Genomic DNA, 21158 nt, shown 5'->3' on the forward strand with positions numbered 1-21158 from the left:
ATAATACCCGTCCAAAGAATAATCATATCCTTTTAATCTGGTTTGTTTTCTTGATCTGTATGTGTTCATTAACACCTATTTTCACGTGTATTTGTATCTTTTGACTAATTGTTCCTTGTATCCTGTCTTGCCTGTTCCAGTACCAGGCCAGAATAGAGGCGCTGATTATGCACCAGGTGGCGAAGATGGCGTTGGGAACTGCGGCTTGGGCGCCGAAATGTTTGATGGCAAGCACTGCGCCGAGGCCTGCATTCTGCATACCAACGCACAGGGCAACGGTCCTGCGGCGCTGTATGTCAAAACCGAATAGTATCCCTGCCCAGTAACCCAGAATTAACCCAGTAGTGTTGAGCAAGAAAACAGCTGCGAGAATTATCCAGCTTATATTTAAAATGTAATCCCTGTTTAATGCGACTACAAGGCCGCAAATGCAGGCAATAAATATGCTTGAGATAGCAGGAAAAATAGCTTTGAATTTTTCTATATGAGATTTATAATAATGTTTAATAGTGAGGCCGATAGCAAGCGGAATGATGACCATTTTTAATATGCTTATTACCATAGGGAGGAATGGAATATCTAAATATACATGGCCGAAAATATACGTGAATGTAGGTGTTAAAATAGGAGCCAGGAGTGTTATTACACTGGTAAGAGCTATTGAGTAGGGGACGTCGGCGCGTGCAGCGTATGAAACTACGCTTAACGCCATAGCATCCGGGACCGAACCCGCAATGATAAGCCCGAGCGCCAGTTCCGGCGGCAGTTGAAGAAGCTTTGCAACAAGAAAAGAAGCTAACGGCATGATCCCGAATTGGGCAGATACGCCCAAAAGCACAGGCTTTGGGCTCGTTATCATTGGTTTATAATCTATCGGGTTAGTAACCATGCCAATACCGAGCATGGTTAAGGCAAACAGCCATTCAAGGTACGGTTTCAGCCAGGAAAGGCACGGCGGGTAAAAATATCCCGCTAAACCTGCAAAGATAACAAGAACAACCATAGAACGGGATATTCTATCGAAAAAAGAGTTGAACATGAACACCCTAAAAGTTTATTTTTGCCCGGGAAGTTATCTTTACGTTCTTTTTTATTTCTTTTACGATCTGGGCAGGGTCATCCATCACTTTAAATATTGAAAGTTCCGGTTTTGTTACCATACCCCACTTGACCATTGTGTTATTCAACCACTCGATCAACCCTTTCCAGTATTTTGAGTTGTAAAGGATTATAGGTATCTTTGTTATCTTGTTGGTTTGAACCAGGGTAAGGACCTCAAAACACTCATCCATAGTGCCGAAACCCCCGGGCATAACTATAACGCCAGAAGCGTATTTTAAGAACATGACCTTCCTTACAAAAAAGTATTTGAAACCCACGGGCATCGTAACGTAAGGGTTGATGCATTGCTCCATGGGGAGTTCTATGTTAAGGCCGACGGATTTCCCTTTGGCGAGCTTCGCTCCGAGGTTGGCGCCTTCCATAAGACCCGGGCCGCCGCCGGTTATTATAGTGTACCCGGCTTTGGCAAGCCCGTACGCTATGGTTTTTGCCACCTTATAATCGCTGCTCGAATTTTTACTGCGCGCTGACCCGAAAATAGTAATGGATGACGCTATGTCAGAAAGAGAGTCAAAACCGTCGACAAACTCAGACATTATCTTGAAGACCCTCCAGGGGTCCTCGTGGTAAAGAGTATGTTGTTTATGAATGTCGCTTGTCTTTTCTTCGCATTTCTTTGGCATAGCCTCTCCTTTTTTATTGTGCAGTCACTAAATTAATTTATACAAATTCAACATTTCCATCGCGTTCATGGCGGCATCGGCGCCTTTATTGCCCGATTTTGTGCCTGCCCTTTCAATCGACTGCTCAATCGAGTCGGTTGTAAGCACTCCAAAGATAACAGGTATATTGCTATCTAGAGCAACAGCGGCAACTCCTTTTGAAACCTCAGCAGAGATATAGTCAAAATGAGGAGTATCTCCTTTTATCACACAGCCCAGGCAGATAACTGCATCATATTTTTTGTTCTTTGACATTTTCCTTGCAACAGGAGGTATCTCAAAAGCACCCGGGACCCAGGCTATATCTATATCCATTTCCCTTACCCCGTGCCTTATCAACGCATCGAGCGCACCATCAACAAGTTTGCTTGTTATAAACTCATTAAACCTCGAAACAACAATCCCGAACTTTTTGCCGAGCACATCCATTTTGCCCTGAATTACCATTGCCATGAAAACCTCCAATAACTTCAGTATTAAGTTCTAAGCTGTAAGCGGTAAGAAAAACCTTCTTTCTTAATCCTTATCCCTGGTTTTATATATTTAACAAATGGCCTAACTTTTCTTTCTTTGTCTTTAGATACTTTTTGCTTGATTTTGTCGGGGCTATCTCAAGGGGTATCCTTTCAGTGACTTTTAAGCCGTAGCCTTCAAGGCCTACTATCTTTCTCGGGTTGTTCGTTAAAAGCCGTATAGTGGACAAGCCAAGATCGCTTAATATCTGAGCTCCTATTCCGTAGTCCCTTAGATCCGCAGGAAATCCAAGAGCAAGGTTTGCTTCCACTGTGTCGAGTCCCTTTTTCTGCTGGAGTTCGTAAGCATGCATCTTATTTACAAGACCTATTCCCCTACCTTCCTGAAGCATATATAGTACTACACCCGTGCCTACTTTGTCCACTATTTTCATAGCTTTATCAAGCTGGCCGCCGCAATCGCACCTTAAAGAATGGAATATATCCCCCGTGATGCAGGATGAATGAACCCGTACTAAAACGTTCTTCTTACCACTAACTTTACCTTTTACAAGGGCTATATGAGTTTCTTTTTTTAGGATATCTTCGTAAAGGTAAAGTTTAAAATCGCCGAATTTCGTAGGAAGGTCTACGGAAATAAGTTCTTTTACAAGTTTTTCGTTCTTACGCCTGAATTCTATAAGGTCTTTAATGGTTATTATCTTAAGGCCGTAAGTCTTGGAAAATTTTATAAGTTCCGGAACCCTTGACATCGTACCGTCTTCGTGCATTATTTCACAGATGACACCGGCAGGATAAAGGCCTGCCAGGCGGGAGATGTCAACAGATGCCTCTGTGTGGCCTGCACGAACCAAAACCCCGCCGTCCTTATACCTGAGCGGGAATACATGCCCGGGCTTATAGAGGTCGGCCGGCTTAGTTTTTGGATTTAAAACTGTCCTGATAGTTACTGCCCTATCATGTGCGGAAATCCCTGTAGACGTACCGTGTTTTGCATCTATTGAAACGGTAAAATAAGCGTCTTTTACTTCATCTGAACGCTCAACCATGCGCTGGATCTTGAGTTCATCAAGCCGTGAGCCAATAAGCGGAAGGCAGATAAGGCCTCTGCCGTACTTTGCCATAAAATTAATTATCTCCGGTGTGACCTTTTCTGCTGCGCAGACAAGGTCACCTTCATTTTCACGGCCCGGGTCATCTACAATAATTATCATTTTACCTTTTCTTATGTCTTCAATTGCTTCCGGTATAGTTGAAAATTTAAATTGATTCATTTTAGCTCCCACTCAAGCGTTTAGCGTAGAGCGTATAGCGGATAGAAAAGTCAAAATCTTTAAGGACTTTTAGCATTTCCTATACGCTAAACGCTATCCGCTCTACGCTAAATAAATCCGTTCTCTTTTAAAAAATTTGCGGTTAATTTATTATATTTTTTATGATATTTTACTATATTTTCAATGTATTTTGCTAATATATCTGTTTCAATATTCACTAAGTCACCTATTTTCTTATGCGAAAGCGAGGTATTCTTAAATGTGAGAGGTACTATAGCAGTCATAAATGAGTTCTCATTGATTTCAGCTATTGTTAGGCTTATTCCATCAACCGCAATTGAACCTTTTAAGGCAATATAAGGCATTAATTCACGATTAATTTCAATATAGAATTCAAAGAAATCGTTATTATTATGAGTAATTTTTGTTACTTTGCCTGTGCCTTCAATATGACCTAAAACAATATGACCCCCAAAACGTGAATTTGCATACATGGCTCTTTCAAGGTTAACAAAATCCCCAGCTTTTAATTTAGAAAAATTACTTTTTCTTGCAGTTTCAGGGCTGACATCAAAACCTATCTTATTTCCAATTGTTTTTGTAGAAGTAAGGCATATTCCGTTTACAGATACGCTATCGCCTGTTTTAATATTGTCAAGATTTGTGCTTAAAACAATGTTTTTGCCTGTTATCTTTTCAATTTTGCCTAAATCTTCAATTATCCCGGTAAACATTATATTCTGCCCCTCAAGATAAAATCCTTACCCAGTTTTGAAACATGGAAAGTTTTCAGGTTTATGGCCTTTGAAACCTTAGCTACACCCGTACCTTCAATGGGAGTTTTGGCATCCCTGCCGCCTATTATCTTTGGTGAAACAGCTAAAATAATTTCATCAACTATACCGTCTTCTAATGCCTTTGCAGCTGTTTCGCCTCCACCTTCAAGCAATACATTATATATTCCATATTTCATTAACAATTTCAATATATTTTTAAAGTTAATATATCCTTTCACAGATGGCATTTTTACAGGTATAACGCCAGGTCTTTTAGCTAAAGCTTCAAGTTTTGCTTTAACTTTATTTGATGAATATATTATGATGGTTGATATATTGCCGTCAACTACTTTGTAGTTTAAAGGTGTCTTTAGCTCCGGGTCAATAATTATTCTAACCGGATTTGAACCAAATCCATGGCTTGAAAGCTCAGGATTATCCTTTAATACAGTGTTTACCCCCACTAAGATGCCGTCCATTTTAGATCTAAGCTTATGAACAAATGCCCTGGACTCTGGGCCTGATATCCATTTGGAGTCGCCGGTTCTTGCAGCTATTTTACCATCAACTGACATCGCCATTTTAAGCACTACACGGCTCCTATTATACTTTAATCCGGTCAAATAACGTTCGTTTTGAAGCATACTTTGTTGACTTAAAACACCTGTAGTAACTTTTATTCCTTTCTTTGAAAGATATTTTATTCCCTTTCCAAAAACTTCCGGGTTCGGGTCTTCAATGGATGTTACAACCCTTTTTACCCCTGCTTTTACAATACTTTCTGCGCAAGGCGGTGTTTTTGCCCAATGTGTGCATGGTTCTAGGGTAACATACAAAGTTGAACCTGAAGCGTTCCTGCCTGCCTGTTTTAAAGCGTTTATTTCTGCATGTGGACCGCCAAAATACTCGTGATACCCTCTGCCGATTATCTTATTATCTTTAACTAAAACACATCCGACCATTGGGTTTGGATGAACACGGCTTGCCCCGCGTTTTGCAAGAGCAAACGCTATTTTCATATATTTTTTGTCTAAGGCCTGCTTTTCCATATGGAATCCCCCGGCATTACAACCTTCATCTCCTATCTCGTCAAGTCGTGATGCGGCGAGATAAAATCAAAAGTCCTCGAAAAGATAATTTCTTCGGGGACTTAGCTTATTTAATAAATTAATTATTTAATTAATATTATTCAATCTTCTTTTATCCGGACTTACCGCCATAGGCGGATCACCGTCGGCATCCGATTTTCACGGATTCAGTCCTGAACTTTATATTTAGGACACGTAGGCTTTCTCCGCTAAAACGCTTTTTAAATTAAAGATACGGAGTTTACTACCGATAGGGATTTTCACCCTTCCCCGAAGATATGCTTAAATTCTATACAAATTTATAAAAAAATTAGAGATATGTCAAGTTTTTGCGTCTATCACGCTGCGTCTTGCCGCCTTTTTTGCCCTACTGTAAATACCCCAGGGTTTTCATTGTTTTTATTTTTTCCTGAGTCAGCTTGTTTTCTGACATACCTGTTTTAACGATATTTTTAAATATCTTAACATTATTAGCCTGAAATTCATGAAGGAATTCTGTGACTTTTTTATAAAGAAAAAGATTAGGCAGGTAATTATTAAAATAGCCCTCTTCTGTTTTATCGGTATTTAAGTTAAAGAACCTTAATAAATAATAATTCGTTTTTGTCTTTTTAGACAAGTACGAAATGAAATCGCCCTCAACACTCTTTGAATAAAGAATATGCATATTTTTATGGATTAGCGAAGCATCGTTATCCTTCAGAGGGCTAGAATACTCTTTATTGGTCATCTCCTCCGAAATCAATGCCCTGTTATTCCAGTAGGGCATATCTTTGCCAAAAATTAACGGCAGCAGTGAATCTCCCTGTAATAAAAAAGATGACTTGTCGATTTTTACCAGGTCTAAAACTGTCGGAGTTATATCCAGAAGCTGGACAGGCTGTTTGATTTTAAGGTTTTTTGGCAGTTTATCAGGGTAATAAATTAAAAATGGGACTTTGATAACCTGCCTGTAGCTTGGCGGCTGGTGCAGCCAGAAAGTATGTTCACCCAAAAATTCTCCATGGTCAGCGATATGAATTATTACCGTAGTATCATACATTCCGAGTTTTTTTAGCTTATTTACCAGTTTATTAAAAATAAAATCATTATGCCTGACTGAACCGTCATACAGGTCACGCCTTCCCTGTAAAGTTGGCGAACTTATATAGGGCGGATCAAATTCCGGGTCTCTTTTCTCAGCGATAGATATCTTTGTATCTTTATTATTTAAATACCAGGCATCAAAAGGCTTTGGCGCTTGATAGGGGCCGTGTGGTTTTATTTTATGCACGTAAAGAAACAGATTTCTATCGGTATTATTGTCAAGCCATTCAAATAAGATGCCCGGATTCATAGGTCCCTTTGAAATCTTATCTGCAGTAAAGCTGTATCCGGGGTGAAGGTTTGTAGCGTGAGTAGAAAATGTATTCTCGGAAAATGCAGCTGTTTCAAAACCCTGGTTTCTCATGATTTCAGGCAGTCTGAGGAATTTGTCATCCAAAATGTCAAACACACGCCAGACTCCGTTTGAAGAAGCGTAAAGTGAAGTCATAAATGAAGAGCACGAAGTTGCTGTATCTGTGGTTTGCGATATGGCATTAAGGAATAGGATACCATCTTTGAGCAAAAATGTCTTAGCAGGAGTAGTATTTCTTTTGTAGTCGTAACAAGACATATTATCGGCTCTTAACGCGTCTTCAAGCCAAATTATTACATTAACCCGGTCTTTTGGTGGTTCATAAATAACAGGGTTTCCCCAAAAAGCGATGTTGCCTCCGGAGCTGATAGTTTCAAAGGTAATTTCTACCAGGGTGTCCGACCATTTACTTACATCTATCTTGAAATCAAACCAATTTGATGAATTATTTATTGTCTTGGTATAGATTACTTGATTATTACCGCCGTTTTTAAATGTAACATTGAATTTTACAGGATTAGTATTTTTTAGTACCCCGATCGATGATTTAAAAAACATCCTGCCTTTAGGGATCTTAAGAGTATATTTGGCTTTTGCAGGGGTTAGAAAATACATAGCCTTTTTTATAATACCATCCTTGGCTTCGTAAGTATCGCCATAAAGAGCTTTGGAGTATTTATTGTTTGATGAAATAAAATTTATATATTTTATTTCGATTTTATCCTCACTTCTAAAGTAAAGGCATATATTATTTACCGTCATTTCAGATTCCTTAAATAACAAGGAATCAATTATGTAAGTATGATAATTACCGTCCGGAATTATGTCTAGATTCAATATAGTTGCTATTTTTGGATCCATAGCTATTTTCTTAAAATCAAATTCAGCCTTATCTGTCATATAAAGTGTCATTTTATTGTTATTGTTTGTTTTTAGTTTTATTTCAATGTTTTTAATATTTTTAAAAGGTATATTTAAATCCTTCTTAATATTAATGTATTTATCGCTTTCAACAAGATCTTTAAGTTTATTGGCGGAAATATATACTTTGCGAAGCTTACCGTCAAACAATTTTTTGTCAGCGTCAAAATTAATTAAATAAGAACTGTCTCCCCGTGTATTTATTCTTGATTTTGGGATGGCCAATTTTGCATCCGAAAGATGTTCGTCAAACAGGTAATAGAAGGAATTAAGGGGGTTTGGTTTAAGATTTTTAAGTACCTTGGTTTTATCAAATTGTGAGGAATTCTTTAGGGTCAATTGCTGCCTATTAATTATTGAGCTCATAGCTTTTGATAAACCAAATAAATTCAACCCGTATGAAATAGTATTAATGACTAAGGCAATTGAAATCAGCACAGCGGCTAATAAGGTTAATAGGAAAAGATATTTTAATATTTTATTCATAAAAGAGCCAATAATAAAATCTATCAGCCGGAAGCTATCTTAAATAACGTAGAAACGCCCAAAAAAGTTATGAATACCCCAACATATAATTTAAGTTTAACAACATTGACTTTTTTTACTGTAAGAGCGGCAAAGGGAACAGCAGGAACAGCTGCCAGGATCAATAAACCTGTAAGTTTCCAGTCTATAGCTTTTCCCATGACAATATAGACAAGGAACCCAACCAGACAGGTAACGGCTTCAGCAAAAGCAGTTATACCTACTGCATTTTTTGCGCTTACACCTGAAAGTATCTGGCCTCCCATCACAAGAGGGCCGTATCCGCCTCCGGATATACCCTTGTTAAAAGCAGCAAGGAAACTAATACCCATTATCTTACGCCACGAAAATGCCATGGGCTTAGTAACGGAAAAAAGTATCAATAAACCCATTGCAGTAACTAAAATACCGATATAGAGGATCAACAGCCACTTTGGGACCTTTAAGGCTATAATAACGGATATTATTGCTCCAAGCGAACTTATAATACCGAGATACAATGCTACTTTAAAATCATCGGACTTCATACTAAGATCTACATTTGATAAGTTGTGGTGCAATAAACATGCAGCGATATCCGTAATGAGCTGTGATATTAGTATGGCAGGAACAACGTATACAGGGTTATATCCTAAGATGATCAGGATAGGGGCAAGAGCTGTCCCGTACCCCATGCCCAGGCTGGAGTCAAGATACTCGCTTATAAATGCTATTATTCCTACTAAAGGATTCATAAATTCTGAGACAAGCCGCTTAAATTTAATATTTGATTTTAACAAACTAGGCCGGACAAGTCAAGGAATCTAGGCTAAATGAGGATTTTAATTGATTTTTATCTATAATTTTGATAGTTTATTCACAAATGGAGGCTGCAATTGTTTTTTGGATACATTGACACCGGAACCGGTTACACTATAATTAGTTCTTTTACCTGGATACTGGGGTTATTAATTAGTATATTCGGGGTATTTTTATTATATATTAAGCGTATATTTAAATTCATAAAAAATAATTATGAATTATTAATAATTATCCTTATTTTTATAATTCTATCAATTTGTACCTTAGGAGTAATTATGAATAAAGGTAAATCGACTTTTGAAAAAAAACTTGTGATCCTGGGTTTTGACGGCTTAAGCCCGGAGATACTTGAACCAATGATGAAGGAAGGCAGACTTCCTAATTTTTCATACCTTAAAGAGAAAGGTTCTTACAGCAGGCTGTCTACAACCAACCCGTCGCAATCCCCGGTTGCCTGGTCTTCATTTGCTACCGGTAAAAATCCCGGCAAAACCGCAATATTTGATTTTATCGTGAGGGACCCGAAAACTTACGCATTGGACCTATCTATCTCAAATATGAAAAACGGCAAACCTGTCAAGATAGTTCAATCAAAAGCATTCTGGGATTATACTTCAGAGCTTAAAATACCTACAGTTATTATTACCTGCCCGGTAACTTTTCCTCCAGATAAGATCTACGGCAGGATGCTTTCAGGCATAGGCGTTCCGGACATACTTGGGACTGAAGGCACATTCACTTTCTACACTTCACAAGAGCTGGATAAATCCAAATTTATCGGAGGAAATGTCTTTAAGGTAGAAATGGCTTCCGAAATGGAGCTAGACCTCATAGGGCCGAAGGTAAATACCGTTACGAAGCAATCAGAGAACGTAAAGGTTCCTTTTAAAGTGAAGGCCCTTAAAGATGAAAACGGCATAGAGATAGAATGTCAAAATGATAAATTTACTCTCAGGCAGGGCCAATGGAGCGGCTGGAAGGAAGTGGAGTTTAAAATTGACTGGGTAACGAAATTAAAAGGTATTTTTAAATTCTACCTGGTTGACACAAGCCAGGGATTTAACCTTTATATAAGCCCTATAAATTATGATCCAAGAGATCCTTTCTACCAGATATCTTACCCCAAAGGTTACAGCAAAGAACTGGCAGGAGCTATCGGCCTTTATTATACCCAGGGAATGCCCATGGATACCTGGGCGGTCAATGAAAATCGGATCACAGAAGAACCTTTTATAGAACAGGTCAACGAAGTTTTTAAAGAAAAAAATGCAATGCTTGATTTTGAAATGAACAGGTTTGAGAAAGGTGTTTTGTTCTGTTATTTTGAATCATCAGATATAATCCAGCATATGTTCTGGCGCTATAGGGATACCAAACACCCGTTGTATGATAAAACTGCAGCACGGAAATACGGCAATATGATCCGGGATTGGTATATAAAACTGGATGAAACTCTCGGCAAGATTCTTAAGAACCTGGGCAGCAAAGATACTATCCTGGTTTTATCCGACCATGGATTTAATACTTACAGAAGAAGCGTACATGTAAATACCTGGCTTATGAAGAACGGCTATTTAAAACTTGTTAATGAGAATGAATTCGCCGGAAATGAATTATTAAATAATATCGACTGGTCAAAAACAAAAGCTTATGCAATAGGTTTCGGGTCTGTTTACATCAATCAGGAAGGCAGAGAAAAGCAAGGCCTAGTTAAGCCCGGAAAAGAAACTGATACGGTAATAGATGAAATAATACAAAAAATGGAAAAATGGACAGACGGCAGGTCAAATGATAAAATAATACACAAGGTATATAAAAAAGAGGATATTTTCAAAGGCCCTTATCTAAAAGAGGCGCCCGACCTTTATATAGGCTTTAATATCGGTTATCAGTCCTCCTGGCAAACCGCACTCGGAGGAGTACCAGATAAACTCGTTGAAGACAACATAAAAAAATGGTCGGGTTCACATTTGTTCGATCCATCTCTGGTGCCTGGAGTATTTTTGTCCAATAAAAAGGGTTTAATAGAACATCCGTCTATTTACGATATTGCCTTTACAATATTAAAAATGATAGGCATCAGCGATAAGAAAATAAAAGAGTATGATCTGGATGGAACCTCATTATTTACGGAGCAATGAAAAATGCCTTACCTGTTCCACTACAAGGAAATATATTTGTTTTTGTCCTGCTTTACTGCCCTACTGTAAATACCCCATGGATCTCAATGTCTTTATTTCTTCCTGAGTCAACTTATTCTGCGGCTTTTTTGTTTTAACTATATTTTCAAATATCTTTAAATTGTTAGCCTGAAAGTCATAAAGGAATTTTTTGACTTTTCTATAAAGAAACAAATTAGGCAGGTAATTATTAAAATAGCCCTCCTCTGTTTTATCGGTATTTAAGTTAAAAAACCTTAATAAATGACAGTTTGCCTTACTCTTTTGTAGTAACCATGACAAAAAATCGTTCGTAACACTATTTGAATAAAGGATATGCGTCCTTTTATAAATCAGCGACGCGTCGGTATTGTTCAAAGGCCCAGAATAGTTTTTAGCTGTAATTTCTTCGGAAATTAATAACCTGTTATTCCAGTAATCCTTATCTTTGCCGAAAATCAACGACAAGAGGGAATCGCCTTGCAATATGAAGGGTGATGTGTCTATATTTGCGAGGTCCAAAATTGTCGGAGCTACATCCAAAAGCTGGACAGACTGTTTGATTTTAAGGTTTTTAGGCAGTTTATCCGGATAATAAATTAAAAGAGGTACTTTAATAACCTGCCTGTAGCTCGGAGGCTGATGCTGCCAAAAATTATGTTCCCCTAAAAATTCTCCGTGGTCAGCTATATGAATTATTAATGTTTTATCGTAAATCCCCAGTTTTTTTAGCTTATTCACCAGCTTGGCAAAAACAAAATCATTATGCCTGACTGCACCGTCATAGAGATCGCGCCTGCCCTGTAATGTAGGTGTGCTTATGTAGGGAGGATCAAGCCAGACGTGTCTTTGCTCAACTTTAGATGTTTTTGTATCTCTATTATTTAAATACCAGAGATCAAAAGGCCTGGGTGCTTTATAAGGGCCGTGCGGGTCTAATTGATGTACATAAACAAAAATATTCCTGTCAGTATTAGAGTCAAGCCAGCCGAGCAGGATATTTGATGTATCGGGGTCCAATATATTGCGTAAATGCTCTTCATTTGAAGTCATGCTATAGCCCAAGTGCAGGTTAGACATCTTGGAAGAACCCATATTCTGGGAAAACGCTGCTGTTTCAAAACCCTGGTTTCTCATTATTTCAGGTAATCTTAAGAATTTATCGTCTAAAAGGTCTCCTTCACACCAGACCCCGTTCAAAGAAGGATAAAGCGAAGTCATAAATGAAGAACAGGATGTCGGCGTTTCTGTAGTCTGTGAAATGGCATTTAAGAAGATGATACCGTCTTTAAATAAAGATGTTTTGACTGGAGTGGTATTCCTTTTATAGCCGTAGCAAGACATCTTATCCGGCCTTAATGTGTCTTCAAGCCATATTATTATATTAAACCGTTCTTTTGGCAGTTCATAAATAACGGGATTTCCCCAAAAAGCTATATTTCCTCCGTCGCTAAAGGCCTCAAGGATAAGTTCTACAGGACTGTCCGTCCATTTAGTGACGTCTATCTTGAAATCGAACCAGTTTGAGGGATTGCTTATTGTTTTGGAATAAATTATTTCGTTTTTAATGCTGTTTTTGAATATAACATTGAATTTTACAGGGTCATTATCTTTCAATACTCCTATTGATGATTTAAAAAATATCCTGCCTTTAGGGATTTTAAGAGAATACCTGGCTTTGCCCGGGGTTGCGAAATACAGCGCCATTTTTATAATATCGTTCTTGCTTTCGTAAGTATTACCAAAACCAGTCTTATAGTATTTATTCTTTGATGGGACAAAATTTATGTATTCAATATCTATATTGTCTTCAACCCTGAAATACAAACACATGCTTTTTACAGTATTTTTCGAGTAGTAGCACAACAACAAAGGGTCGATTATATAAGTATGATAATTTCCGTCAGGAATAACATCTATGTTCTGCCCTTTGATGCTTGTATCTATCTTGTTGGAGTCAAATTCAGTTTCGTCGCTTAAATAAACCATCATTTTGTTGTTCCTGTTTGTTTTTAGTTTAATTTCAATATCTTTGATGTTTTCAAGCGGTATATTTAGATCTTTCCTTATATTAACGTACTTGCCGCCTTTAAAATAACCTGTAAGCTGGCTGGAGGAAATATATACTTCTTTATAGCTTCCGGAAAATGATTTTTTATCAGGGGCAAACTTAATCAGATAGGAACGCACATCGCCGCCTGGTGCGCTTATCTTGTTTTTCGGCACGGATATCTCTGCATCTGAAAGATGCTCGTCAAACATGTAATAAAATGAATTTATGGGGTTTGGTTTAAGGTTTTTAAGTATTTTGGCTTTGTCAAATTGTGCGGAATTGTTTAATATCAATTGCTGCCTTTTAATTATGGAATTCATGGCTTTTGACAAGCCAAAATAGTTTAATCCATACGAAAGAGTATTAAGGGCTATGGCAATTGTAATCAGTGCAGCGAATGACAGGATTAATAAAATAAAGTATTTAAAGAATTTATTCATATAAATTGTATTTTGTTTTATGGATGAGATATAATAAACCCTATGCCGGTAATTTCGTTATTGTTTATGAGAAGCAACCTGTTCAGGTGTTTAAGAGAATTAAATGTTTCATAGACAAATAGATTATCACTTTTTAGGTTAATTGTCGCATACTCATTTCTTAAGACAGAATCCGGTTTTTCAATAAGGTTAAAAGAATTTGGCTGAATTTTATTTGTAATTGAGCAGGCGGCACAATTTATTTTCTGAAAAACAGTCTTGATTGTATAATTTTTGTCTATCCTGAGAGGTTTATTTGAGAGCCAAAATATTTTAGCAGATACCGACCTTGAAAAAACAGGCTGTTTATTAATATCGAGGACTAAATCACCTCTTTTAGCAGGAATATTTGTGGCTAAGACCAGGCCTACATTTTCATGGGTTTTAGCTGATGCTCCGGGTTTTAAAAGCTCCACCTTGGATCTTTTAAAATACGGGAATACAATAACTTCCCGCCCTTTTCCTATTGATCCTGATATTATAATCCCTGCCAGTACTTTTATTTTGCCTAGGGTATAAACATCCTGCACAGGGAACCTTAAAGCCCGGGGATTATACTGTCTGGACGGTTTTAAATCATCCAGTGCCTTGACCAGAGAACAACCAGCATACCACTTCGTTCTTGGCGATAGTTTTGATATATTGTCGCCGTAGGCAGCTGATATGGGGAAAGCGGCAGTATATTTGAACGGAATAGGGGACAACTGGCCGAGGATCTGTTTTTTAGCCTGCTCATAAATCTTAGATAAAAAATCAACTTTATCCATCTTATTGACAGCTAGGATAATCTTATCTATTCCCATAAGGCTTAACAATAATAGTTCAAGCCTTGTTTTTATTGTTACGCCTTTTGTGACGTCAATCACCAGCACCGCTATATCTGCATAGCCCATCCCGGAGATCATGCTGTTTATGAATTCGAGATGTCCCGGGGTGTCTATGATTATGTACTCTTTTTTGCGTGTTTTAAACGGTATATGGGCAGAGTCTATAGTGTTTCCTGTCCTTCTTTCTTCGAGCAGCTGGTCTGTGACTATAGAATAATTGAGGTATGTTTTATATTTATTTGAGGAAGCAAGGAGTTCGGAAAGTTTTTCCCTGTTTAGCGAGCCCGTGTCGTACAAGAGCCTGCCGATGAGGGTTGATTTTCCGTGGTCGTGGTCGCCGATAAATACTATTTTTAATGGGTTCATCTGTATATCACATATAGCCTAAACTTCTTAATTTTTGCATCGTATTTGGATCTTCTTTGTCTTGGGCCCTGCCGTACCTTTCGCTTATTTTTGTCGTGCTCAGTTCTTTTATGATCTTATTTATGGTATCTGCCTTTGAACGCACAGCTTTGCAACAAGGTTCACAGCCTATACTGCGGTATCTTTTTCCAAATCTTGAAAAATAAAGGCCTACTACGGGAATCTTTTCTCTTTTAATATATCTCCAGATATCTATTTCCCTCCAGTGCAGGAGGGGGTGTATCCTAAAATGCTCTTTCTCCTTTATTGAAGAAGAAAATAAGTCCCATAATTCTATGGGCTGGTGCAAATAATCCCATTTAAAGTTCTGGTTCCTTGGTGAAAAATACCTTTCTTTTGCCCTTACACCGTGTTCGTCCCTTCTAATACCTAAAAGCAGGGCCTTTAAACCATGTTTTAACAGTGTTTGTTTCAAAGCCTCGGTTTTTAAAGCATTACAGCACCTGAATTTATTGTTTTTCGGGCACAGGCCTTTTTCTAATTGCCGGAAATTCTTGCTTATGATTACATCCAACATCCATTCTTTTGCATACATCTGTCTGAATTTATATATTTCTGTGAATTTGTAGCCTGTATCTATATGTATAATGGGAAATGGGATTTTTCCAAAAAAAGCTTTGCGGGCCATCCATAACAACGTGGTTGAATCCTTGCCGATAGACCACAGAAGCCCAAGTTTTCTAAATTGCGCATACGCCTCTCTGATTATATAAATAGTTTTACTTTCCAGCGAATCAAGATAGTCCAAGCTTAATACTCCTTTAATATGACTAAATATTACTGCAATATTTCATTCACACGATATATTTAGTTAGGTTGATATTCAGACAGAAAGGGCATACTAAATCATAGGTATTAGTTGAATAAGGAAAATATATAACGATAGAGGCAATAAAACAATGAAACTTGCAGGGATCTTTTTTTACAAACCTGTATTAAAAGCCTTAGGCCGCATTATTTGAATATGAACTAGGGCTTTTGCTTCATTACTTCTTTGATTCCGTCTAAGACTTCCTTTAGCATAACTATCGGAAAAGATATCCCTTTGCCGGGAACAAGTTCGCCGTTTTTAGTGAAATAGGTCCGGATGTGAACAAGCCTGTTATTCTTAAAGTCAGCCACATATACTCTAAGTTTTTCTGTTGACCGCGGTTTATCGAATTCAAGGCTTAAGGGTTTATCGTTATCTTTTAGGACTTCTTCAAATCCTTCTATTATAGCAGAAAGGTTATCGAACGGGACCCAGGCTCCTTTTTTTGTTGGTTTAGCCTCGGTTTCATTCGGGAAAAACATATGGATCCGGAAATCAACCATATTATTTTTTAAAATCGAGATGCGCAGTTCTTCAAGAGCACTTTTCTTCAGCTTAGTTATCAGCTTGCTGCTTTGAAAGATTGAGTTGTCATTAAAAGCCATTTTTATCTCCTTTTATTAGCGTAAAGCATATTGCGGTGCCGAAAAACAAACAGTCGTTTTACGCCATATATTAGTATAGGGATTTAAATACTCTATACTTGGTCCTAATTACTCTTTTGCCTTGCCTGGTTTAACAGGATTCCGCAAGCTATGGCTGCATTCAAAGACTCGATATTATTTGAAATCTGAATAGAAACTACCGCTACTGCAGAATCCTTTAGTGTTTTTGATAAACCGTTAGCTTCATTCCCTATAGCCAGAATAAAATATCCCGGCCAGCTGAAACCGTCAATACTCACCCCCCCCTTATCCGCTGCTATGATTGTAAAATCCTTGATTTCAGAAACAGAACCTATCTTTATAATTTTTATCTTCTCCAGCGCACCCATACTCGAACGTACTACCTTGGGTGAAAACGGGTCCACACAACCCGGAGTTATTATTATTCCGTCTATAGAGAAAGCACAGGCTGTCCGGATTATCGTACCCAGGTTCCCCGGGTCCTGGAGCTTATCCAAAAGTACGTACCTTGCATTTTTTCTTATCTCTTCCTTGCCCGATATATTCAAGGCTGTCAGGGCCAGAAAACCCTGGCTATTTTCAGTATCGGATATTTTATCGAATACGGCTTCAGAAACCAAAAATAGCTGCTTGCATTTTACGTCCGGTATTTTTTTATCTTTTCTTACAAATAGATATTCTATGTTTTTTGAAGTATCAAGCGCCCTTAAGCCTTCTAGTACATATTCTCTGCACAAATACCTGTAATCTCTATCACTCAACAACTTTTTTAAGTGCTTTATCCTGACATTATCTGCAGAATCTATTTTATTATACATAATTATTTTATTCTTTCCAAAGCCCTGATTACTTCTTTTTTGTCCGTCTGGTAAACGAGGGCCTTTTTAAAATATTCTTTAGCATTGTCCGTTTTATCGTCCATCATTAGCTCCATGCCCTTCTCGTAATATTTCTGGGCCAATGTTTCTTTAAGTTTCTCGTATCTGGACTTGGCTTTTGAATTTTCAGGGTTGTACTTAAGAGCTTCTGCGTATGATTCGTAGGCGTCTTCAAGCTCGCCTTTTTCAAAATGTTTTTCAGCAGCCTTAAAGGTATCGCTGGCAAGTATGGATTTGGTTTCGGATGCCATTTTTTCTATTTGGCTTAGTTCGTCTTTGAAACCGTACGTAGATGCGATCTTGAGGCCTTCTTCAAGTTCTGCTAAAGCAGCTTTATAATAGCCCCTGGTAAAGAACTTCTCTCCTCTAGAGTAATTTGACAGTACTCTTTCTCTAACCTTTTCTTTAGCCAGTGTTTCCACTCTTTCAGCATCTTCTTTGATCTTTTGTTTTGAATCATTTATAAAATCAAGGGTATCAAGCCTTTGAGAATTGTCAAGTATGACGGCATCAAAGTATTTTAAAGCAGCCATAGTAGTAGCTTCAAAATATTTTATAGCTTCGGCATATTTTCCGTTTATATAGAGTTCAAGTGCTTGCGTATAAAGCTCGTTCACATGAGCAGCTGCTATTGTGTTTATAGAATTATCGATTTTCCCGAGATATGAAGATGCTGTTTCGTTGTTCGGATCTATCACCAGCACGTGGTTAAAGAGTTTTTTAGCATTTTCATGGTCTCCCTTATCGTTGCAGGTTATAGCTTTTTTTAGGAGCTTAGCAATCTCTTTTGAGCTTTTTTGCTTGGTTTTTATTGAATTTAAATATGAATAAGTTTTTTCAAGATATCTTTTTGATGGTGCATGTCCCGGGTAGACCGAAAGGATCGCCTCGAATTGTTTCTTAGCTGCAGTGTAATCCTTTTCATTAAAGGAATCCAGGGCTACCTTAAAAAATTTATCAGTCAATGCTCTGTTCAGCTCTGAACTTGCGGCCTTATCGGTATTTCTTTCATCATCAGTACTGGCTTCTGAATGAAGCAAGGAGGCTGTTAAAAGCATTACAGACAAAACAATAAAAATAATTAATGCCCTAGTTTTATTCATTTTATTTAAAGCCATTTTTTTTTAAACTCTTCATTTATCTTATCCATGTTATCAAGCTCGGCCTGGCTCTTTGCCTGATAATTATTTATATTTTTTTTAAATAGTTTGTTACAGAAATCTGCCGTAGACATAAACCTTGCATTTGTACGCCCAAGGTTATGCCTGATCCCTTTATCATCAGTAACTACGACTATATTTGAAGTATTCTTATGCTCGCTGACTGTTCTTTCGATTAGCCTGTCAGCATTTTCCACTAGGCTGAATATAACGGTAATTCCATTTATTACTGACTTATTATAATTGCCTCCCCAGAATGCGTCTTCATTTGAAGATAACCCGTCAAAAACAATCGTTATTTTATTATTAAGGCTCCCTTGGGGTCTGGCCTTCGTTATAAATTCTATAAGGCTGTTTCTCTGCTGCTCCAGGGAACCGGTATTGAGTTTTCCGGTATTATCGGATTTTATAATATTATAACCGTCAAGGATATAAGCTATTGACATATTATTAACTTAATAATTCAAAATACAAAATGAGAAATGCAAAATTAAGGTGTCCCGCTTTGCGGGACTTATTTAAATTGATACCTTGGCGGGATACAACAATTTTGCATTTTACAATTTTCATTTTGCATTTTCAGTTAGGGCTTTTTTGTTTTCCATCTTCTATGCATCCAGAACCAGTGTTCAGGGTGCCTGCGGCAATAATCCTCAATTATTTTTGTATAAGAAGAAGTATAATTTTCAATATCTTTCTCCAAGTCGCCGATAATTTCGGGCTTAGGCACCTGATTGAATATTATATGAAAATTTCCGTTCATCCTGATAATATGCCCTGTGATGATCGGGCATCCCTGCCTTAGGGCAAACTGTGCAGCTGCTTTAGGCGTAGAAGCAGGCCTGCCGAAAAAATCTACAAACGTCCCATTTTCGTGTGCATCCTGGTCAGAGACCAAGGCGACAAATTCGTTTTTTTTCAAAGCTTTCATTACACCTCTTAATGCGAACTTTAGAGGTATAACAGTAACGCCTTTTGCCCTCCTGTAGGAGTTTAAAAGGTCATCAGTCATTTTATTGGTCTGTTCTCCGACCACAAAAGTCAAAGGGTAGCGGGCCGCAACGGCGATTCCCATAAGTTCCCAGTTCCCGAAATGCGAACCGACAAGTATGCACCCTTTATTGTTTTTTAGAGCTTCATCAAGAAAATGAAGGTTCTGGAAAGCTACCATTTTCAAGATATCTTCTTTGCTAAGCCTCGGAAAATAAGCTAGCTCAAAAAACGTTTGTGCGAACTGCTCATAAGTCTTTTTTGCTATATGCCTTATTTCGCTTTTTGTTTTAGAATCCCCAAAGGCCTGTGTAAGGTTTTCTATCGATTCTTTTTTTCTTACAGGAATAAAATAATAAACAAGGTCAGCCAGCCTCCTTGCTAAATATCTAACCGTGCTTAAAGGTAGCAGCCGTATGATAAAACCCATGGCTATTAAGAAACCGTACTCGAAATAATGCCGTATTCGTTTCATAGGTTTTAGTGTCGTATAAGTATTTTAGCCAGCAGACTCTTTTTTAGTTCAATAGCCTTAAAAGTGCACAGTTCATGGCAGCACAAACAGGCTATGCATTCATCAGTAATTACCACCGGCTTGGCACCGGGAACGTTTTTTATCGCTTTTATAGGGCACGAATCAACGCACATCTGGCAGTTTGTGCACACCTCGCTATTTATGAACGGTTTAAGCCATAGATAGCTTCCGATAATATTTATCAGCCATTTCGGAATAAGTTTCAAATACCAGTTTGACGGAAATTTGAAATCCTTTAAATTAAAATCAGAATGGCTGTTACCGGCCCATTCTATTTTTTCCAGATTCTGCTTATTAGCAAGGTAATTGATCGACTCAATATGTGCAGGTTTTAGTCCCAAAAGCTGTGTTACTGCAAGGTCAAGGATAACAGCATCTTTGGATGCAACTATCATAGCAAGTTTCCTTTTGTCTCCTGAACTTGGGCCGTTGCCTTCCATCCCCATTATTCCGTCAATAAGGGTAAAGCGTATTTTCTCTTTATAGACTAGATATATCTCATCAAGGAGATGTGAAAAATCATCGGGATGAGGGGCCATTTTATGATACTCTGCCTTGCGCATGCCAGGGACACAGCCAAAAAGATTTTTTATGGCACCGGTATAAATCATTAGCCCGTGTGTTTTTAATTTTGGAAGGTTTATTATGCCGTCAACATCCAGAGTTATACTTGCCAAGTGTATTTTTGAGATGGTAGGATGATTGATATTCCTTGAGACCGCTCCCGATGTTTCAAAATTTACAAGCTGCACATTCTCTTCATCTGCAAGCTTTTTCATCCCGGTTTCTGTCCAGACACGTTCTACCCCTTTTACTGCGCCGCCGGGACTATCCCCTAAAAGAGGGATGGCTCCAGCATTTCTTACAAGCCTCAAGATAGCGCGTACTACCTCAGGATGGGTCGTTACTGCACGCTCAGGCAACCTTGCGCTTAGGAGGTTCGGTTTGACAAGTATCTTTTCACCCGGTTTTATAAAATTGTTTATTCCCCCGATAAGTTCAACAGCCCTGGTTACGGACTGTGACACTTCGTTACTGTCATAACTTTGGCACTTAATTAAACTTACTTTCATTTTTTTATATGTATTTACCTTGAAAATTGCAAAGCGCAAATTTCCCGACGTAAAAGATTATTGTCTTTCAATTTACAATTTGCAATTTCACGATTTATAT

General features: G+C 38.0%; 18 protein-coding genes and 1 riboswitch. Of the genes, 1 reads left to right on the plus strand and 17 read right to left on the minus strand.

The annotated features are described in order from the left end of the window. Positions 1-22: 22 nt before the first annotated feature. The 8 genes from LHV68_11155 to LHV68_11190 form a co-directional block, all read right to left on the minus strand. Positions 23-1039, minus strand: coding sequence for a bile acid:sodium symporter family protein (locus LHV68_11155; protein MCB4792423.1), 1017 nt, complete (start codon positions 1037-1039; stop codon positions 23-25). A 7-nt stretch (positions 1040-1046) separates the two neighbouring features. Continuing rightward, positions 1047-1745: a TIGR00730 family Rossman fold protein gene (locus tag LHV68_11160; GenBank protein MCB4792424.1), complete on the minus strand. Its 699-nt coding sequence runs from the start codon at positions 1743-1745 to the stop codon at positions 1047-1049. 27 nt (positions 1746-1772) lie between these two features. Next, positions 1773-2231, minus strand: a complete 459-nt coding sequence (ribE, locus tag LHV68_11165; protein ID MCB4792425.1) for a 6,7-dimethyl-8-ribityllumazine synthase — start codon at positions 2229-2231, stop codon at positions 1773-1775. Between the two features lie 88 nt (positions 2232-2319). Then, positions 2320-3531 (minus strand): bifunctional 3,4-dihydroxy-2-butanone-4-phosphate synthase/GTP cyclohydrolase II, encoded by a 1212-nt coding sequence (locus LHV68_11170; GenBank protein ID MCB4792426.1) that lies wholly within the window; start codon positions 3529-3531, stop codon positions 2320-2322. A 107-nt stretch (positions 3532-3638) separates the two neighbouring features. Beyond that, on the minus strand, positions 3639-4265 hold the full coding sequence (locus LHV68_11175) for a riboflavin synthase (protein MCB4792427.1): 627 nt from the start codon (positions 4263-4265) through the stop codon (positions 3639-3641). Beyond that, positions 4265-5356 (minus strand): bifunctional diaminohydroxyphosphoribosylaminopyrimidine deaminase/5-amino-6-(5-phosphoribosylamino)uracil reductase RibD, encoded by a 1092-nt coding sequence (gene ribD / locus LHV68_11180; GenBank protein MCB4792428.1) that lies wholly within the window; start codon positions 5354-5356, stop codon positions 4265-4267. Before ribD ends, LHV68_11175 begins: the two co-directional genes overlap by 1 nt. 139 nt (positions 5357-5495) lie before the next feature. Then, positions 5496-5677, minus strand: a riboswitch (FMN riboswitch). Positions 5678-5762: 85 nt separating this feature from the next. Next, positions 5763-8201, minus strand: coding sequence for a sulfatase (locus LHV68_11185; protein MCB4792429.1), 2439 nt, complete (start codon positions 8199-8201; stop codon positions 5763-5765). A 23-nt stretch (positions 8202-8224) separates the two neighbouring features. Next, positions 8225-8974 carry a sulfite exporter TauE/SafE family protein gene (locus LHV68_11190; GenBank protein MCB4792430.1) on the minus strand — a complete coding sequence of 250 codons (750 nt, stop codon included), beginning with the start codon at positions 8972-8974 and terminating at the stop codon, positions 8225-8227. Positions 8975-9316: 342 nt separating this feature from the next. Between LHV68_11190 and LHV68_11195 the strand changes: the two genes are divergently transcribed. After that, positions 9317-11182 (plus strand): alkaline phosphatase family protein, encoded by a 1866-nt coding sequence (locus tag LHV68_11195; protein ID MCB4792431.1) that lies wholly within the window; start codon positions 9317-9319, stop codon positions 11180-11182. Positions 11183-11242: 60 nt separating this feature from the next. On the opposite strand, the gene LHV68_11200 is transcribed toward LHV68_11195, so the two are convergent. The 9 genes from LHV68_11200 to LHV68_11240 form a co-directional block, all read right to left on the minus strand. After that, positions 11243-13693, minus strand: coding sequence for a sulfatase (locus LHV68_11200; protein ID MCB4792432.1), 2451 nt, complete (start codon positions 13691-13693; stop codon positions 11243-11245). A gap of 17 nt (positions 13694-13710) precedes the next feature. Continuing rightward, the gene (locus tag LHV68_11205) at positions 13711-14925 is read right to left on the minus strand and encodes a GTP-binding protein (protein MCB4792433.1); all 1215 of its coding nucleotides are present in this window, start codon (positions 14923-14925) and stop codon (positions 13711-13713) included. Between the two features lie 7 nt (positions 14926-14932). Next, on the minus strand, positions 14933-15733 hold the full coding sequence (gene cysD, locus LHV68_11210) for a sulfate adenylyltransferase subunit CysD (GenBank protein ID MCB4792434.1): 801 nt from the start codon (positions 15731-15733) through the stop codon (positions 14933-14935). A gap of 221 nt (positions 15734-15954) precedes the next feature. Then, complete coding sequence (locus LHV68_11215; GenBank protein ID MCB4792435.1) at positions 15955-16401, minus strand: transcriptional coactivator p15/PC4 family protein; 447 nt, start codon at positions 16399-16401, stop codon at positions 15955-15957. A 104-nt stretch (positions 16402-16505) separates the two neighbouring features. Continuing rightward, a complete protein-coding gene (locus LHV68_11220; protein ID MCB4792436.1) occupies positions 16506-17240 on the minus strand; it encodes an RNA methyltransferase in 735 nt (244 codons plus the stop codon). A 2-nt stretch (positions 17241-17242) separates the two neighbouring features. Continuing rightward, positions 17243-18418, minus strand: a complete 1176-nt coding sequence (locus LHV68_11225) for a hypothetical protein (GenBank protein ID MCB4792437.1) — start codon at positions 18416-18418, stop codon at positions 17243-17245. Continuing rightward, positions 18409-18906 (minus strand): NYN domain-containing protein, encoded by a 498-nt coding sequence (locus LHV68_11230; GenBank protein ID MCB4792438.1) that lies wholly within the window; start codon positions 18904-18906, stop codon positions 18409-18411. Before LHV68_11230 ends, LHV68_11225 begins: the two co-directional genes overlap by 10 nt. 137 nt (positions 18907-19043) lie before the next feature. Next, positions 19044-19925 (minus strand): lysophospholipid acyltransferase family protein, encoded by an 882-nt coding sequence (locus LHV68_11235; GenBank protein MCB4792439.1) that lies wholly within the window; start codon positions 19923-19925, stop codon positions 19044-19046. 5 nt (positions 19926-19930) lie between these two features. Next, positions 19931-21058: a DUF362 domain-containing protein gene (locus tag LHV68_11240; protein ID MCB4792440.1), complete on the minus strand. Its 1128-nt coding sequence runs from the start codon at positions 21056-21058 to the stop codon at positions 19931-19933. Positions 21059-21158: the final 100 nt, after the last annotated feature.

This window comes from Candidatus Liberimonas magnetica (assembly GCA_020523885.1).
Lineage (GTDB): Bacteria > Elusimicrobiota > Endomicrobiia > Endomicrobiales > JAFGIL01 > Liberimonas > Liberimonas magnetica.

Coding starts and splice junctions, on each gene's coding strand:
- LHV68_11215 (MCB4792435.1), bottom strand. CDS start 16,401: ATGGCTTTTAATGACAACTCAATCTTTCAAAGCAGCAAGCTGATAACT.
- LHV68_11190 (MCB4792430.1), bottom strand. CDS start 8,974: ATGAATCCTTTAGTAGGAATAATAGCATTTATAAGCGAGTATCTTGAC.
- LHV68_11235 (MCB4792439.1), bottom strand. CDS start 19,925: ATGAAACGAATACGGCATTATTTCGAGTACGGTTTCTTAATAGCCATG.
- LHV68_11170 (MCB4792426.1), bottom strand. CDS start 3,531: ATGAATCAATTTAAATTTTCAACTATACCGGAAGCAATTGAAGACATA.
- ribE (MCB4792425.1), bottom strand. CDS start 2,231: ATGGTAATTCAGGGCAAAATGGATGTGCTCGGCAAAAAGTTCGGGATT.
- ribD (MCB4792428.1), bottom strand. CDS start 5,356: ATGGAAAAGCAGGCCTTAGACAAAAAATATATGAAAATAGCGTTTGCT.
- LHV68_11220 (MCB4792436.1), bottom strand. CDS start 17,240: ATGTATAATAAAATAGATTCTGCAGATAATGTCAGGATAAAGCACTTA.
- LHV68_11175 (MCB4792427.1), bottom strand. CDS start 4,265: ATGTTTACCGGGATAATTGAAGATTTAGGCAAAATTGAAAAGATAACA.
- LHV68_11205 (MCB4792433.1), bottom strand. CDS start 14,925: ATGAACCCATTAAAAATAGTATTTATCGGCGACCACGACCACGGAAAA.
- LHV68_11240 (MCB4792440.1), bottom strand. CDS start 21,058: ATGAAAGTAAGTTTAATTAAGTGCCAAAGTTATGACAGTAACGAAGTG.
- LHV68_11160 (MCB4792424.1), bottom strand. CDS start 1,745: ATGCCAAAGAAATGCGAAGAAAAGACAAGCGACATTCATAAACAACAT.
- LHV68_11200 (MCB4792432.1), bottom strand. CDS start 13,693: ATGAATAAATTCTTTAAATACTTTATTTTATTAATCCTGTCATTCGCT.
- LHV68_11225 (MCB4792437.1), bottom strand. CDS start 18,418: ATGGCTTTAAATAAAATGAATAAAACTAGGGCATTAATTATTTTTATT.
- LHV68_11155 (MCB4792423.1), bottom strand. CDS start 1,039: ATGTTCAACTCTTTTTTCGATAGAATATCCCGTTCTATGGTTGTTCTT.
- LHV68_11195 (MCB4792431.1), top strand. CDS start 9,317: ATGAATAAAGGTAAATCGACTTTTGAAAAAAAACTTGTGATCCTGGGT.
- LHV68_11230 (MCB4792438.1), bottom strand. CDS start 18,906: ATGTCAATAGCTTATATCCTTGACGGTTATAATATTATAAAATCCGAT.
- LHV68_11185 (MCB4792429.1), bottom strand. CDS start 8,201: ATGAATAAAATATTAAAATATCTTTTCCTATTAACCTTATTAGCCGCT.